Here is a 15,555-nt window from a genome sequence, read left to right as displayed (position 1 = left end):
TGACCCGGCCGTCCCTGGCCTCTGGACTCAACTGGGTAGTTACCTCAGGTCATCGGGCAGGTTCGGTGCCAGTTTTTATAAACGACTCAATATCAATCACTTACCGGGATCGTGAGCCGGTACGGTGGCGCTCGGGCGGTGGCTTTGGGTCTTGCGCCCGGCTTGTTTGTTGCCTATTGCCGACATCGATAGCAGATCTTTCGAAAAAATCCTTTCTTATTAATAAGTTATATTGTCGCTATCGGGAGACGGGGGTGAGATTGCCTGTTGCCGGGCTCCGCTCAGGCGATAAGGAGCCCGGTTGGCAACAGGCGCTTACAGACGAGCGAGCGCACCTGCACCGACCGCATCCGGCGTCAGAACGCCGGTATCCAGTATCCAGCCGGTGACCAGTTTGGCCGGTGTGACGTCGAAGGCCGGATTGAAGACCGGTGCGTCTTCCGGGCTCCAGATTACCTCGCCGAAACTGCCGCCCACGCCGCGGACTTCGTCGGCCGGTCTCTGCTCGATCGGGATGGCGCTGCCGTTTGGGCACTGCGGGTCGACCGTGGTATAGGGCGCGACCAGATAGAAGGGGACGCCGTGGTAGTGCGCGTTGACCGCCAGCGAATAGGTGCCGACCTTGTTGGCGAAGTCGCCGTTGGCGGCGATGCGGTCGGCGCCGACCAGAATGCAGTCCACCTTTCCCTGGGCCATCAGCATGGCCGCCATATTGTCGCAGATCAGGGTGTAGGGCACGCCGAGCCTGCGCATCTCCCAGCTCGTCAGACGGCCACCCTGCAGCAGCGGCCGGGTTTCGTCGACATAGACATGGATCTCCTTGGCCTGACGGTGCGCCTCGCCGATGACGCCGATGGCAGTGCCGACACCGGCGGTTGCCAGGCTGCCGGTATTGCAATGGGTGAGGATGCGGCTACCCGGTTCGATCAGGCCGGCGCCGTGCATGGCCATGCGCTGGCACAGCTCGATGTCCTCGTGGAAGATCCGCTCGACCGTTGCCGGCAGCGCACCGGGCCCCTCTGCGTGCAGTGCGGCAAGCATCCGGTCCAGGCAGTTCATCAGATTGACCGCGGTGGGGCGCGCCTCGCGCAGCGTCGCGGCGGCCCGCTCCAGCGCCTCGGACGCCATCCCCTGTTCGGCGAGCCGTGCCAGCAGCAGGCTGGCGCCGATACCGATCAGCGGCGCGCCGCGGATCTGCAGCTTGCGGATCATCGCGACCATCGCCTCGACGGATTCGCAGGGCAGCCAGACCTCTCTGTGCGGCAGCTGATACTGGTCCAGCACCAGCAGAGAGCCGTCCTGGTACTTGATACTGGTGGCAATGAGGTTGTTCATCGGTGCTCGGGCGGGTCGGTTGCGAAGGAGTGAACGATAGCAAAGTCGCCGTGCCTCTGGAACCTCCGTCTGCGGGTAAAAAACGCAAGCCAAAGCGCGGCATTTTTGCAAGAATATCGGCCCTTTACACCCATAACCCTACAGCAATAAAAGACGGGGCAGGAGCCATGACCGACTGCAAATTTGCCAACGAAGCGCAGGTGATCGACTTTGCACGGTGCCACTCGGGCGTGTTCGACCCGGCCGAACGCCTTCAGGTCGAGGAGATCGGCGACGGCAATATCAATTTCGTCTATCGCGTCTTCGCCGACGACGGCAACAGCGTCATCATCAAGCAGGCGCTGCCGTACGTGCGCATTATCGGCGAAGGCTGGCCGCTGTCCCAGGACCGCATTCGCATCGAGGCCGAAGCGCTGATGCTCGAGGGCGAATACTGCCCGGATCTGGTGCCGCAGGTCTATCATTTCGACGCCGAGCGCTGCGCCATCATCATGGAGGACATCGGAGCGCTGGAGAACCTGCGCCACGCACTGGTCGCGCGCGCCGAATTGCCGAAGCTGGCTTCGCATCTGGGTCGTTTTTGCGCCGAGACCCTGTTCCATACCTCGGATCTGTATCTGGACGCGCACCGCAAAAAGGAAATGGTGGCGCGTTTCATCAACCCGGACCTTTGCAAGATCACCGAAGACCTGTTTTTCTGGGATCCGTACTGCGATCACGAGCGCAACAACATCAACCCGGAACTTCGGGACGAGGCGGAGGGACTCTGGCATGACGAGCCGCTCAAGCTCGAGGTGGCGCGCCTCAAGCAGCGTTTCCTGACCAGCGCCGAAGCGCTGCTGCACGGCGACCTGCACTCGGGTTCCGTATTCGTCGACGCCGGGGCCACGCGGGTCATCGACGCCGAGTTCGCCTTTTTCGGCCCGATCGCCTTCGATGTCGGCAGCATGATCGGCAACCTGCTGCTCGACTACGCCGGCCAGACCGAGCTGGCCGGTGAGGCGGCGGAGCGCGACGCTTACCGGGACTGGCTGCTGGATGCGGTGCGCGAATTCTGGAACACCTTCGCGCAGCGTTTCGGCGACCTGATGAGCAGCAGCACCGCCGACCCGACGTTGAAACTCCCGGCCTACCGGGAGACCTATCTCGCCGAGCTCCTGAGCCAGAGTCTTGGCTTCGCCGGTACCGAGCTTATTCGCCGTACCGTCGGTCTCGCGCCGGTGCTGGATCTGGAGGCGATCGAGGACCCCAGGGCACGTGCCCGCGCCGAAGCGCTGGCGTTGCGCATCGGGCGCACGCTGATCCTGGAGCGCGATCGCCTGAACGGTATCGACGCCGCGATCGAGCGTATACGGCAAATCTGAATGCGGCGGCCGCGTCCGCGGCAAGTGGTTTGGGCCCGTGCCCCGGTCGCTCGCGGCGGGGCGCCGCTCCTACGCCCGTCGGGTGCCGGTGAGCGTCGTTGCGTTGGATTCGCGGCGAGGCGACGCTCCCACCCGTATCAGGCTCCGCCGAGCGCTGTCTCGGCGGACACGTACTCGTATCCGAGCGCCTCGCTGACCGCGGCATAGGTGACGCTGCCGCGGTGGATATTGAGTCCGTTGCGCAGATGAACATCCTCCTGGAGCGCCTGGCGGTAGCCCTTGTTGGCCAGCGCCAGCACGAAGGGCAGGGTGGCGTTGGTCAGCGCGAAGGTGGAGGTGTGGGCGACCGCGCCCGGCATGTTGGCGACACAGTAGTGGACGATGTCGTCGACCTCGAAGATGGGGTCCTGATGGGTGGTGGGGCGGGACGTCTCGAAGCAGCCTCCCTGGTCGATGGCGACATCGACGAGCACACTGCCGCGCGCCATGGTACCGAGCATCGTCCGGCTGACCAGTTTCGGCGCCGCGGCACCGGGTATCAGCACGGCGCCAACCACCAGATCCGCGCCGGCCACCTGCTCCTCGAGGGTCTGGGCGCTGGAGTAAAGCGTCTTGAGGCGCGGGCCGTAAAGATTGTCGAGTTCGGCCAGGCGTGGCAGCGAGCGATCCAGTACGGTGACGTCGGCGCCGAGCCCCAGGGCCATGCGCGCGGCGTTGACCCCGACCACGCCGCCGCCAATCACCACCACCTTCCCCGGCGCTACGCCGGGCACACCGCCCAGCAGAACGCCGCGGCCGCCCTGAGCGCGCTCCAGCGCATGGGCGCCGGCCTGAATCGACATGCGGCCGGCGACTTCGCTCATCGGCGCCAGCAAGGGCAGTCCTCCCCGGGGACTGGTAACGGTTTCGTAGGCGATGGCGACCGCATCGGACGCCAGCAGCAGGCGGGTCTGCTCAGGGTCCGGTGCCAGGTGCAGATAGGTGAAGAGCACCTGCCCGGATCGCAGCATGCGGCATTCGTCAGGTTGAGGCTCCTTGACCTTGACGATGAGCTCGGCGCTGTCGAACACCTCCTGTGCACTGTCGGCAATACGCGCGCCGGCGTCCCGATAAGCCTGGTCGTCGAGCCCGATTGCCAGGCCGCCGTCCCGTTCGATCAGCACCTCGTGGCCGGCCTGCACCAGCTCGCGCACCCCCGTCGGCGTCATGCCGATACGGAACTCGTTGTTCTTGATCTCCTTCGGGACCCCGATCAGCATAGCGATACCCTCCTGCGGCAGAGCCGCGTTAGCTCGTTCCTACAGTTTAGGAATGGACAGCGCACTAATTCCAATAGGAGGGTTTACCGGTGGCGCAGGGGCTAACCGCAGGATGGGTGGAGCCGCAATGGTGGTAGGCGCCGGTAGCGAGGTTGAGGTGGCGTAACCCATCAAGAACTTGGCTGCATGCAAGTGTAGTGGTCCAATGATCCCGAACCCGAGATGGGTTGCACGACGCCCTGGCTGCATCAGTGGCGGATATACCGTGCCGGAGCGTCGCTCCACCCATCCTGCGAACTCAACACCCTGCTAAGGTACCTGCATGCCGCGCTGCACGAACTCGATATGCGCCATGCGCTGCATGTAGTCGTGCACCCGCGGATACTGGCCGGGGTCGATCTCCTGATACTCGAAACGTGCGCACCAGGGATAGATGGCGAAGTCGGCGATGCTGAGATCGTCCGCCACGAAGCTGCGGCCCTCGAGCCTGCGGTCGAGCACGCCCCAAAGTCGCCTGGCCTCATTCTGGTAGCGCTCGATGGCGTAGGGTACCTCTTCCTTGGCGAAGCGGTTGAAGTGATGGGCCTGACCGAGGAAGGGGCCGAAGTTGCCCATCTGCCACATCAGCCACTGCAGCACCTCGTAACGCGCCCGCGGCGCCCGGGGCAGGAAAAGTCCGGTTTTCTCCGCCAGGTAGATCAGGATGGCGCCGCTTTCGAACAGCTCGATCGGTTCGCCGTCCGGCCCGTCCGGATCCCGGAGCGCTGGTATCTTGTTGTTGGGGCTCAGCTCCAGGAACTCATCACGGTGCTGGTCGCCGGAAGTGATATCGACCGGGATCACGCGATAGGGCAGGCGAACCGCTTCCAGCATGATGGATATTTTGCGGCCGTTGGGGGTGCTCCAGGTATGCAGCTCGATCATCGGGAATCCCTGAGACTGGCGAAGTGGTTGTAGATCTGCACCAGCTCGTCCTCGGAAAAGCTGATGACCACCAGTTGCTGGCCGGGCTGGATCAGATCCGGGTCCTGGCCGAGCAACCCCTGGCGATAATTGTAGATGTAGGTTTCCCGCACCTTGTCATCGAGAATACGGCCCAGATAGGAGCTGCTGCTGTCGGACATGCGCTGGTCGGCGTCGTGCGGGATCTCGACCTGAACGCGACCGCCGCTGCGCGGCAGGTCCAGGCCCTCGGCGAAGGTGTTGATCAGGCCGGTGTTGAGAATGCCCCAGAGGCCTTCGCGGTCGCCTTCATTGACTGCGTGGATGTAGAAGATTTTGCCGTCGGCCTGTTCGGGGTTGTCCAGCAGCTCGCGCAGGGTGATCTGGCCGGCCAGCTGCGGCAGGGTTCCGTGCCCGATCGCCTCGTTGCGGCTGCCCGGTGCCCTGGATCCGGATTTCAGCGGCGTCATGTCGACGGCATAGGCGGTGGCGGCTGCGGCGTCGATCATCCCCGGGCCCGTCGCCATCTCGAGATCGACGCCCTCGGACAGCACATCCCCTTCCGGCAGCCTCAGCAGTTGCGAGGCGGTGACGAAGTTGTTGGCTTCGCCGACTCCGATGGCCCGATCCTGGTCTGCGGTGATGCTGTCGATATGGGAGCGGGCTTCACTGCGCATTTCGTCGCTGATCTGCGGTGTCCCGGGAGACGTACCGGTGCCAGGGTCGAGAAACAGCCAGACCGCCGCAACGGCGAGGGCAATGGTGACGACAAGCAACAGGCGCTGCATCCGAAGGTCCTCCTGATACTTCGTCAGACATGAGTAACAGCCCGATATAAGAGTCGGATTTCCATGGCCGTCACAGGTTCCCAGACGGCCGACCCACTGTAGACCAGAAAGCCGGTCGAAGAAAGGGCCGGCGGATGCGGCGGCGTTCTGGCAGGCGTTTCGGTCAGTCACGCCGCAGGGCCACATCCTGCCCGCAAAAATGCGTATACTGGACGGTCCGGCGCCGTTCAGTCCGGAGCAGATGTAAAGGAGGTGGATCATGGCCAAGTCAGAGCAGTCAGTTGATTTCAATGCGCTGATGCGCAAGGAAGGCGTGGCCCCGATCCGGCGCGAGGAGCGGGCGGAAACGGCGCATGCACGCCATGCCGGTCCCGCGGTTCAGGCTCGGCGCCGGGCCGCCGAGGGCGAACCGGATGGTCTGGGGCTCGAAATCGTCGAGCGCATCGGTCCGCACGACCCGCTGGAGTGGAAACGGGACGGCGTTCAGGAAGGGGTCTACCGCAACCTGCGCCTGGGGCGTTACAGTTTCGATGCCCGGCTCGAGCTGATGCGCCGGTCGCTGCCGCAGGCACGGGACGAGCTGCTGACGTTCGTGCGCGAGTGCATGGCGCTCAGTATCCGGTCGTTCATTATCAGTCACGGCCGTGGCCGGCATCCGGACGATGACGCCAGCCTTCTGCGCAGCGCGCTCAACCAGTGGCTGCCGCACCTGCCCGAGGTGATGGCCTTCCATTCCGCCCAGCCGCAGCACGGCGGACTCGGTGCCCTCTACGTGATGCTGAAAAAAAGTGACCAGCAACGCCAGACCAACTGGGAGCAGCATCAGAAGCGGCGCTAGGCACCTGGCTGCCAGAGGAGTTGCCATCCTTTTCGTGGGGGTTCGCTCACGGAGTGAGCTGCTGCAGGCGCAGGCACAAGGTCGCTTCCGGATGTAGGAGCCCGGTCCCCGGGCGAACCGGGCAGGCAGGGTGCCCTCTGATGCGCGGCGGGGTTCGCCACGGAGTGAGCTCCTGCGACCGCAGGTACGAGGTCGCTGCCGGATGTAGGAGCCCGGTCCCCGGGCGAACCGGGCTGGCAGGGTGCCCTCGCATACGCGGCGGGGTTCGCTCACGGAGTGAGCTCCTGCGACCGCAGGCACAAGGCCGCTTCCGGATGTAGGAGCCCGGTCCCCGGGCGAACCGTGCTGGCACGGGGCCCTCTCACGCGCAGCGGGGTTCGCTCACGGAGTGAGCTCCTACGACCGCAGGCACGAGGCCGCTTCCGGGTGTAGGAGCCCGGTCCCCGGGCGAACCGGGCAGGCAGGGTGCCGTCTCATACGCGGCGGGGTTCGCTCACGGAGTGAGCTCCTGCGACCGCAGGCACGAGGTCGCTACCGGATGTCGGAGCCCGGTCCCCGGGCGAACCGGGCAGGCAGGGTGCCCTCTCATGCGCGGCGGGATTCGCTCACGGAGTGAGCTGCTGCAGGCGCAGGCACAAGGCCGCTTTCGGGTGTAGGAGCCCGGTCCCCGGGCGAACCGGGCAGGCAGGGTGCCCTCGCATACGCGGCGGGGTTCGCTCACGGAGTGAGCTGCTGCAGGCGCAGGCACAAGGCCGCTTTCGGGTGTAGGAGCCCGGTCCCCGGGCGAACCGGGCCGGTGCGGTGCCCTCTCATGCGCGGCGGGGTTCGCTCACGGAGTGAGCTGCTGCAGGCGCAGGCACGAGGCTGCTTCCGGATGTAGGAGCCCGGTCCCCGGGCGAACCTTGCTGGCACGGGGGGCCGCTCATTCGCGGCGGTGCGCCGCTGCCACACAGGCGAGGTTCTCCTATACTTCAGTGTCGGGTTCGTTGGAGTCTGTGGAGTGGGGTTATGACCGAAGCGTTCGAGGAAATTCTTCAGTTCTGGTTCGGGCCGTTGTGTGAAGGTTTTGCGGTGGAATCCAAGCAGTCGCTTTGGTGGGGCGGCCAGGAAGAGGTCGATCGCGAACTCGATGAGCTGTTCGGTTGCCGTGTGCGCCAGGCCATGCGCGGCGAGCTCGAAGCCTGGAGCGGCAACCCGCGCGGGCGCCTGGCACTGATCCTGCTGCTGGATCAGTTTACCCGCAGTATCTACCGCGGCAGCGCTGACGCCTTTGCCGGAGATTCCCGGGCGCTGGATCTTTGTCAGCGGGGCATCGAGCTTGGCCACGATCGCGGGCTGGAGTTCGCCGAGCGGCTATTTTTCTATATGCCGCTGGAGCACGCCGAGTCGCTCGAGGCGCAGGATCTGCATATCGAAACGCTCGAGGAGCTGCGCCGGGAAGTGCCTTTTCAACGCCGCGCGACAATCGATAACGCGCTCGACTACGCACACCAGCATCGTGACCTCATTGTGCGCTTCGGCCGCTTCCCCCATCGCAACGACGCCCTGGAACGCGTATCGACACCGGAGGAGCTGGCGTATCTGAACCAGTCGCATCGTCGCTGGGGGCAATAGCGGCGAGGACGCGACGCTTTCACTTTGACGGGGCGCCGGGTTGCGTCAGTTGGCCTTTGTCGCTTTACTGGGCTGACCGGTGCCGGCTCCAGGCACCGGGAGCAGGACGCCATCGGGGTAGCAGGCATTGACGCAGGATAATCGAAACAGCGGCTTTTTCGCGGCCAAGCGCCAGCGCCGATGGCGCGGTCTTGTCATCGTAGCGGGGCTGATGCTGTCGCTGCTGGCCTGGCACTCGGTACTGCAGACGCAGGAGCGGCAGGCGGTCGAGCAGTTCAATCGCGATATCTCGGTACGCTTCTAGCGCCTGGAGCAGACGCTGCAGCGGCACCTTGGGGCGCTGGAGGCGCTAGAGATACTGTTCAAGGGCTCCTCCGAGGTGAGCGCCGCAGAGTTCGAAACCTCCGCCCGGGTTCTCGGTCAGAGTCGCAGGGCGCTCGAGGCGTTGAGTTGGCGCCCCGCGACACCTGACCAGCCGGGTTTCAGGATCGGGTTGACTCAGCTGGCGTTGCCTGACGACGGTGCGCTGGTGGTCCGGCGACCGCTTGACCAGGGCCAGTCGTCCCTCTCGAATGGCGAGCTGTCGGCTCGGATCCGTCTCGAGTCACTGGTCGCCGACGCGCGGATGCTCGAGGGCGGCCCGGCGTTGCAGATACTGATCAGTGATGGCTCAGTGCCCGCGAGGCAGCTGTACGCCAGCGCGCATCCTTCGGATATCCGGCCGGAGCTGGCGCTGCAGCGTCAGATCAGTATCGCGGGGGCGTCCTCCTGGAGCGTCACCGCTATCCCCTCGACACGTTACCTTGACCAGTACGACGATCAGGTGCCGTTGCTGGTGCTGCTGTTCGGTCTGACGCTGACATTGCTGGCCCATGTCGGGCTGCGCCAGTTGTTGCACCGCTCGCAGGAGGTGGAGCGGCTGGTCGAGCAACGTACCCGCGAGCTCGGGCAGGCGCTGGAGCGACTCAATACTCTCGCGGCGACCGACGATCTGACGGCCCTTGCCAATCGTCGCCATTTCGATGATTGCCTGCAGCGCGAATGCCGGCGATCGATCCGGGATTTCACGCCGCTGACACTGATGATGGTGGATGTGGACTGCTTCAAGGCATACAACGATCACTACGGGCATCCGGCCGGCGACCGTTGTCTGCAGCAGATAGCCCGGGCGCTCGGGCAGACCGTGGCGCGTCCCGGCGATCTGGTGGCGCGTTACGGCGGCGAGGAGTTCGCGCTGCTGCTGCCGGCCACCAACGAGAACGCGCAGGACCTGGCCGAGCGGTGTCGGCGGCATATCCGCGATCTGGCGATTCCCCACGAGTACAGCGAAGTCGACAGCATCGTGACCATTAGCGTCGGCCTGTGTACCCTGCAACCCTCGTCGGCGCTCAAGCCGGAGTTTATTCTCGAGCGCGCCGACCGGGCGCTGTACCGTGCCAAGGGTAACGGTCGGGACCGGGTCGAAGCCGATATCGAAACCGCGCCCGCGGTCAGGACGATGCTGGTCTGAGCCTGTGTTGCACGGGGGCCGGCCCCGGGCTGCATGAAAAACGCTACAATGGCCGGCATCTGCCAAGCCTCCCGGGAACCCCCTGATGCTGTTTGATCTTCTCGAGCCCCTCGTTGCCATCAATGCCCGCGCCGGACGCCGGCAGCTGGTCTGGCTGCAGGGCGAGGCGGACTGGGCACGAACGCAGGCGGCTGACTGGCTGCGGGACGCCGTCATCGAGCAGCCGCTCTGGGTCGGCGCAGCGGCGCCGGACGGCATCGAGGCTCTGGCAGCCCCCGAGGTACAGCGCCGGCTCGGCAGCGAGTGCGGCGCTCTCGTCTTCGACGCCTTCAGTGGCTTCAACCCCAACGCCTTCGGTCAGGCCGTCGGCACTCTCCGTGGCGGCGCTCTGGCGCTGCTGTTGACCCCTCCGGCGGACAGCTGGCGCGACTTCGACGACCCGGAACACGCCGCCATTGCGGTCTATCCCTACAGCGCCGACGACGTCGGCCGGCGTTTTCTGGCGCATCTGGTGACCACGCTGGAGGCCGACAGTCGCGTGATCGCGGTGGCTCAGGGGCAGGTGGCGTCACCGTTGCCGCTGCCCGATAGCCCTGTGCCAGCAGCAGCGGCAAAGCCGCCGTATCGCACCGCTGATCAGCGTCATGCCGTCGATGCCGTGCTGGCGGCGCTCGAGGTTTCCGTTCCGCTGGTGCTGACAGCGGATCGCGGGCGCGGCAAGAGCGCGTCGCTGGGGCTGGCGGCGGCGCGCTGGCTTTTGCGCAACGAGGGCACCGTGCTGGTCACGGCGCCCACGCGGGCCGCCGCGGCCGAACTGTTCGCGCGGCTGCACGACGGCCAGCCAGGTGAGCACCGGGGCGATCCGTTCGATCACCCGCGCGTACGTTACTTTTCTCCCGAGCGCCTGCTGCACGGCGAAGGCGAGGGTGAGCTGCTGCTGGTCGATGAAGCAGCGGCCATTCCGGCGCCGGTATTGTCGGGACTGCTGGCGCGTTTTCCCCGCATCGTATTCGCCACTACGGTTCATGGTTACGAGGGCACCGGGAGGGGCTTTGCGGTGCGCTTTCGTCGCGAGTTGCAGCGTCGCGCGCCCAACTGGCGCGAGGTGCGGATGCAACAGCCGGTGCGCTGGTGTCAGGGGGATCCGCTCGAGGAGCTGTCGTTCCGGATGCTGATGCTGGATGCGGAGGCCGCGCCGGCAAGGGCCTTTGAGGGTTTCGCACCCGGCGACCTGTCGCTGTGCCGGCTCGACCGTGACCGCCTGCTCACCGACGCGCCCCTGCTGTCGGAGCTTTTCGGGCTGCTGGTACTGGCGCACTACCGCACCACGCCGGGGGATCTGCGCATTCTGCTCGACAGCCCGAACCTGGCCGTCTGGACGGCAAGCTGCAACGGTCATCTGGCGGCGGCGATGCTGGTGGTCGAAGAGGGAGACTTGCCGGCGGATCTTGTCGAGGGCATCTACCAGGGCCGTCGCCGACCGCCGGGACACCTGATCCCGCAGGCGCTGATCGGCCAGGAAGGCCTGTGCCAGGCTGGCGATCTGCGCGCGCTGCGTATCATGCGTATCGCCACCCACCCGATGCTGGAGCGTCGCGGGATCGCCAGCCGCCTGCTCGGCGCGCTGGCGGACTGGGCGCGACCCCGGCATATCGACTATCTGGGCACCTGTTTCGGCGCTACTGAGGATCTGCTGAGTTTCTGGACCGGCAACGACTATCTGCCGGTGCGCCTGGGGGCCGGCCGGGATCCGGTCGGCGGCACCTTCGCGGTTATCCTGCTAGCGCCGCTCGGTGCTGCGGCCCGGGAGCTACTTGATGAGGCCCGCGAGCGTCTGCGCCTGCGGCTGCTGCACCAGTTACCGGCACAGCTGGCGGATCTGGATGCACGCCTGGTGGCGAGTCTGTTACCCTCGACGGAACCCATACGCCTGTCGCAGGGGGAGCGCATGGAAATCGAGGTGTTCGCGCATCACAATCGCGCCTTCGAGAGCTGCGAGCCGGCGTTATGGAAGCTGTGCAGCGCGGGGCCGGAAAGCTGGATTCGCGCCGGGCTCGATCAGACGCAGCAGCAACTGCTTATCCGGGTGGTGCTGCAGCGTCACAGTTGGGAGCGTCTTGCCGCGGTCAGTGCTGGCGGTCGCCGCGCCCAGGTGCGTGCGCTGCGCGCTATCATGGCGCGTCTGCTCGAAAGCCGTGGGGAGGGCCATGAGACCTAGACTGGTGCGTCTGCTTTACTGGATTGCCGGCGTCACGGCGTTGCTGCTCGGTGCCATCGGCGTGGTGCTGCCGTTGCTACCGACGACGCCGTTCGTGATCCTGGCGGCCTTCTGTTTTTCCCGCAGCTCCGAGCGGTTGCACCGCTGGCTGCTCAATCAGCGCCTGTTCGGGCCGATGATACGCGACTGGGAGGCCTACGGCGTGATTCCGCTGCGTATCAAATGCCTGTCGACCACGCTGATGCTCGCGCTCGTCAGCTATCCGCTACTGTTCCGTGAATTCGACTGGCGCCTCAAGGCGCTGGCCGGCGCCTGCGTGCTGTTCGCACTGGTCTATGTCTGGAGCCGCCCGTCGGTGCCGCAGGCACGCGCGGCCAAAGCTGCAATGGGCGATGACACCGGGAGTGCCTCTTAGACGCTGCGCCTGTGGGAGTATGCCTGTGGGAGCGGCTCCTGTGAGTGATCGGCAGGGCCTGCGAATCGTGTGTAGGAGCCCGCTCCGCGGGCGAGCTTTTCGGGAGCGCGTCAAAGTTAGAGCGTCGAAGCCTGGCTTCGGTTCGCCCGGGGACCGGGCTCCTACAGCTGTTTCGTGGGAGTGGCGCACCCAAACGTACGGTCACTTCCCCCGCCGCGAACGGGTTGGCACGGTGCCAGATTCGATTCGCCGCGGGGCGCGCCACCTGCGATTATCTGCTGCGGTGGCGCGACACTCGGTCGCAGGAGAAGCGGCGCCCCGCGGAAATGGGTTTTGGTGCGGTTCGCTTCTCTCACCGGCACCCTACGCCAGAATCTCCACCTCCATCCCGACTTCCAGCACGCCTTCGCCGAGCGGCACCAGATTCTGGCCGAAGTTGACCTGGCCTTCGCTGTCGCGTCGGTAGCCTGTCAGGGTGCGCAGCGGCTCCTGGCGCGGGTGACGTTCTGCCGTTACCGGGTCGATGGTCGTCAGCACGCAGCGCGCGCAGGGTTTGACCGGTTCCAGCTCGAGGGAACCGATACGGATGCGGCGCCAGCTGTCCTCGGCGAAGGCATCGCTGCCACTGATCACCAGGTTGGGGCGAAACTGTGCCATCGCTACCGGCGCCGGCAGGCGTGAATTCAGGTCGGCGAGAGAAGCCTCACCGATCAGCAGCAGCGGATAACCGTCGGCGAAGGCGACCGGTGAGAGGGGCGCGCGGTCGGTCTGGCGGCTCGAGCGCGTGCCGAAGTAGCGCAGGCTGCACTCGAGGCCCAGCCATTCGCTGAACCAGCGGTCTGCGCTGTCGCTGCAGTGCTGGCCCTCGATTTGGTCGTTCCAGACGCTGATGGTTCGATACGCTGCCGGGAAGTCGTCATAGCGCAGTCGCAGGTCGCTGCAGCCGGTGGCGCTCAGCACCAGACCATCAGAGGTCGGCGTGGCTCTGACCTGCAGCAGCCGGGGGTGCCTGCGCGCGGTCAGGAACTGCCCGTCATTGTCGGTCAGGACGAAGCGGCGATCGAAGGCAAGGCCCGCGCGTTCGACGAAGGCGCGCTCGAGACCGATGCCGGCCGTGGACTTGATCGGGTAGATATGCAGCGAACTCAGTCTGATCATGGTGTCTCCGTTTCCGTTATCGGGGCCTGTGCGATCAGCATCAGTCCCTCCAGCATCCGCTCCTTTTCCCGACGCAGGTCGAACGGCTCGAGCACCCGCAGCTGCAGCTCATGCCGGTCGGTCAGTGCTTCCAGGTAGGCTCTGCTGTGGCGAAAGCGTCCGCTTGGCTGCAGCTCGGGCTCGGTGCTTTGGCCGGCCTCGACCGTTAGCGCCAGCAACCCGCCGGGTTCAAGGCAGCGGACGGCCACGGCGAACAGCGGTTCGAGGTCGCCGAGGTAGATCAGCATATCGGTACTGGCGATCAGCGGATAGCGGGCAGCGGGCAAAAGCGCCAGTTGCGTGATCGCATCACCGTGATGCAACGCACGATAACAGCCCTTGCTGCGTGCCTGCGCCAGCATTTGCGCCGAGACATCGAGACCGTCTACCGCAAGCCCGGGGAAATGCCGCCGCAGCGACTGACCCAGCAGGCCGCTGCCGCAGCCCAGATCCAGCGCGCAGGCGGGCGCGTCCGGCAGCCGCGTGGCAAGGGCCTGCGCCAGCAGTTCCGGAGCCCGGTAGCCAAGACGCCCGACCAGACGCTGTTCGAACTGACCGGCATGGCGGTCGTACAGGCCTTCGACATAGGCCCGCGGGGCCTTTATGGCGCTTTCGCCATTGAGCGAGGCCAGCAGGTAGGTTGCCGTGTCGTTGTCCGGGTCCAGCTGCAAAACGCGCCGGTAGAGCGGCGCCGCAAGGTCGCCGTGGCCGGCCTCCGCGACGTAGTCGGCGACACCCTGCAGGCTGTCGCTGTCGGGCACCTGGTCGAGCAGTTTCAGCGCCTTGTCCCCGGCGCCCTGCAACAACAGGAGCAGTACGTACTCGCACAGCCAGTCATAGTCCTGTTCGGGGCTCTGCTCGAGCAGCCCGAGCGCCTGGCGGCGGCGTCCGAGCTGGCGCCAGGCAACGGCCAGTGCGGTGCGGGCTTCGGGCAGCTGCGGGGCCAGCGACAGCGCGCGCTCGAAGGCTGTGCTCATCCGCTGCCAGTCGCCCTGCGCTTCGCAGATATTGCCGCGATTGACCCAGTAGGCGGCCTCGTCCGGCTGGTGTCGCAGTGCGTTGTCGATGGCCATGGATGCTTCGTCAAGCTTGCCTCTGTGTTGCAGGCACAGCGCCAGATTATTGCTGGCCTGGGCCAGCTGGGTGGCCGGTGCCGGGCAACGACAGGCGTGACGCAGGTGTTTTTCGGCGCCGTCGAGCTGTTCCAGACGCAGCAGTGCGACGCCGCACAGGTGCTGCGCCGCAAATTGGTCGGGGTTCCTTTTCAGCATCGGCAGACAGAGGGTGACGACGTCCTGGAGACGTCCCTGTTGTAGCAGAACGAGCGCTTGTTGCAGAGTTTTTCGGTCTTGCATCGGTACTGAAGCGACAGAGCTGGAGGCGGTTGGCGTTGGTGATCTGTCCCGGGGGCACAGGCGTAAACCCGGTACTATACTGCAGCCGGTGATCGAGACCCAAGTCGTCCTGGTGCGCGTTGTCAGGGTCCGTCCTGCAGGAAGGTCCATTTCCAGGAGATCAGTCTTATGAGACTCAGACAGTTCGTGTTCGCAGTGTTCGCCCTGATGATCGCCGTCACCGTACAGGCCGCATCGCGGGAAGAAATCGATGCCAAGGCCGACGAGGCGCTGCAAACTCTTTATCAGGAATCCCAGGCTGCACGTGAACTGGCCTTGCAGGCCAAGGGCGTACTGGTGTTCCCGGAGGTGTACAAGGCCGGCGTTGGCATCGGCGGCGAGTACGGCGAGGGGGCGTTGCGGATCGGTGGCCAGACCGTCGACTACTACAGCACCGCTTCGGCCTCGATCGGGCTGCAGCTCGGCGCCCAGATCAAGAGCCAGGTGGTACTCTTCATGACCCAGGAAGCGCTCGATAAATTCCGTACCAGCAAGGGCTGGGAGGCAGGGGTCGACGGCAGCGTCGCCATCGCCACCCTCGGCACCGGCGGCACCATCGACACCCATACGCTGCAGCAGCCGATCATCGGTTTTGTCTTTTCCAACAAGGGTCTGATGGCGAACCTGACGCTGGAAGGCTCCAAAATCACCCGTATGGACAAGTAGTCGAGTAGTGGCCTG

14 protein-coding genes are annotated in these 15,555 nt (G+C 65.5%); 8 read left to right on the top strand and 6 right to left on the bottom strand.

What is annotated here, in order from left to right; all coding sequences use genetic code 11:
• Positions 1–315: 315 nt before the first annotated feature.
• Positions 316–1,335 (bottom strand): S-methyl-5-thioribose-1-phosphate isomerase, encoded by a 1,020-nt coding sequence (mtnA, locus tag IEX85_RS07225; protein ID WP_188859905.1) that lies wholly within the window; start codon positions 1,333–1,335, stop codon positions 316–318.
• 167 nt (positions 1,336–1,502) lie between these two features.
• Here mtnA and mtnK point away from each other — a divergent pair, with 167 nt between their 5' ends.
• Entirely contained in the window at positions 1,503–2,699 is a 1,197-nt protein-coding gene (gene mtnK, locus IEX85_RS07220; protein WP_188859902.1) for an S-methyl-5-thioribose kinase, read from the top strand.
• Positions 2,700–2,836: 137 nt separating this feature from the next.
• Here mtnK and ald read toward each other — a convergent pair whose 3' ends face one another.
• The 3 genes from ald to IEX85_RS07205 form a co-directional block, all read right to left on the bottom strand.
• Positions 2,837–3,958, bottom strand: a complete 1,122-nt coding sequence (gene ald, locus IEX85_RS07215; protein ID WP_188859900.1) for an alanine dehydrogenase — start codon at positions 3,956–3,958, stop codon at positions 2,837–2,839.
• Positions 3,959–4,267: 309 nt separating this feature from the next.
• Positions 4,268–4,882 carry a glutathione S-transferase N-terminal domain-containing protein gene (locus tag IEX85_RS07210; protein ID WP_188859898.1) on the bottom strand — a complete coding sequence of 205 codons (615 nt, stop codon included), beginning with the start codon at positions 4,880–4,882 and terminating at the stop codon, positions 4,268–4,270.
• On the bottom strand, positions 4,879–5,688 hold the full coding sequence (locus tag IEX85_RS07205) for a hypothetical protein (protein ID WP_188859897.1): 810 nt from the start codon (positions 5,686–5,688) through the stop codon (positions 4,879–4,881). The genes IEX85_RS07210 and IEX85_RS07205 overlap by 4 nt, the downstream gene beginning before the upstream one ends.
• 259 nt (positions 5,689–5,947) lie before the next feature.
• Between IEX85_RS07205 and smrA the strand changes: the two genes are divergently transcribed.
• From smrA to IEX85_RS07175, 6 genes are all read left to right on the top strand, one after another.
• On the top strand, positions 5,948–6,526 hold the full coding sequence (smrA, locus tag IEX85_RS07200; RefSeq protein ID WP_188859895.1) for a DNA endonuclease SmrA: 579 nt from the start codon (positions 5,948–5,950) through the stop codon (positions 6,524–6,526).
• 1,008 nt (positions 6,527–7,534) lie between these two features.
• Positions 7,535–8,140 carry a DUF924 family protein gene (locus IEX85_RS07195; RefSeq protein WP_188859893.1) on the top strand — a complete coding sequence of 202 codons (606 nt, stop codon included), beginning with the start codon at positions 7,535–7,537 and terminating at the stop codon, positions 8,138–8,140.
• Between the two features lie 127 nt (positions 8,141–8,267).
• Entirely contained in the window at positions 8,268–8,444 is a 177-nt protein-coding gene (locus tag IEX85_RS07190) for a hypothetical protein (protein WP_188859891.1), read from the top strand.
• 75 nt (positions 8,445–8,519) lie between these two features.
• Entirely contained in the window at positions 8,520–9,650 is a 1,131-nt protein-coding gene (locus tag IEX85_RS07185) for a GGDEF domain-containing protein (RefSeq protein WP_188859889.1), read from the top strand.
• Between the two features lie 85 nt (positions 9,651–9,735).
• Positions 9,736–11,868, top strand: a complete 2,133-nt coding sequence (locus IEX85_RS07180; RefSeq protein ID WP_188859887.1) for a tRNA(Met) cytidine acetyltransferase TmcA — start codon at positions 9,736–9,738, stop codon at positions 11,866–11,868.
• Positions 11,858–12,283 (top strand): YbaN family protein, encoded by a 426-nt coding sequence (locus IEX85_RS07175; protein ID WP_188859885.1) that lies wholly within the window; start codon positions 11,858–11,860, stop codon positions 12,281–12,283. Before IEX85_RS07180 ends, IEX85_RS07175 begins: the two co-directional genes overlap by 11 nt.
• Before the next feature lie 363 nt (positions 12,284–12,646).
• Here IEX85_RS07175 and IEX85_RS07170 read toward each other — a convergent pair whose 3' ends face one another.
• Entirely contained in the window at positions 12,647–13,441 is a 795-nt protein-coding gene (locus tag IEX85_RS07170; protein ID WP_188859883.1) for an MOSC domain-containing protein, read from the bottom strand.
• Positions 13,438–14,835 carry a tetratricopeptide repeat protein gene (locus tag IEX85_RS07165; protein ID WP_188859881.1) on the bottom strand — a complete coding sequence of 466 codons (1,398 nt, stop codon included), beginning with the start codon at positions 14,833–14,835 and terminating at the stop codon, positions 13,438–13,440. Before IEX85_RS07165 ends, IEX85_RS07170 begins: the two co-directional genes overlap by 4 nt.
• Positions 14,836–15,003: 168 nt before the next feature.
• On the opposite strand from IEX85_RS07165, the gene IEX85_RS07160 reads away from it, so the two are divergent.
• Positions 15,004–15,540: a BPSL1445 family SYLF domain-containing lipoprotein gene (locus IEX85_RS07160; RefSeq protein ID WP_188859879.1), complete on the top strand. Its 537-nt coding sequence runs from the start codon at positions 15,004–15,006 to the stop codon at positions 15,538–15,540.
• Positions 15,541–15,555: the final 15 nt, after the last annotated feature.

The organism is Marinobacterium nitratireducens, from assembly GCF_014645375.1.
GTDB lineage: Bacteria > Pseudomonadota > Gammaproteobacteria > Pseudomonadales > Balneatricaceae > Marinobacterium_A > Marinobacterium_A nitratireducens.
This window is presented reverse-complemented; position numbering and strand designations above follow the sequence as displayed.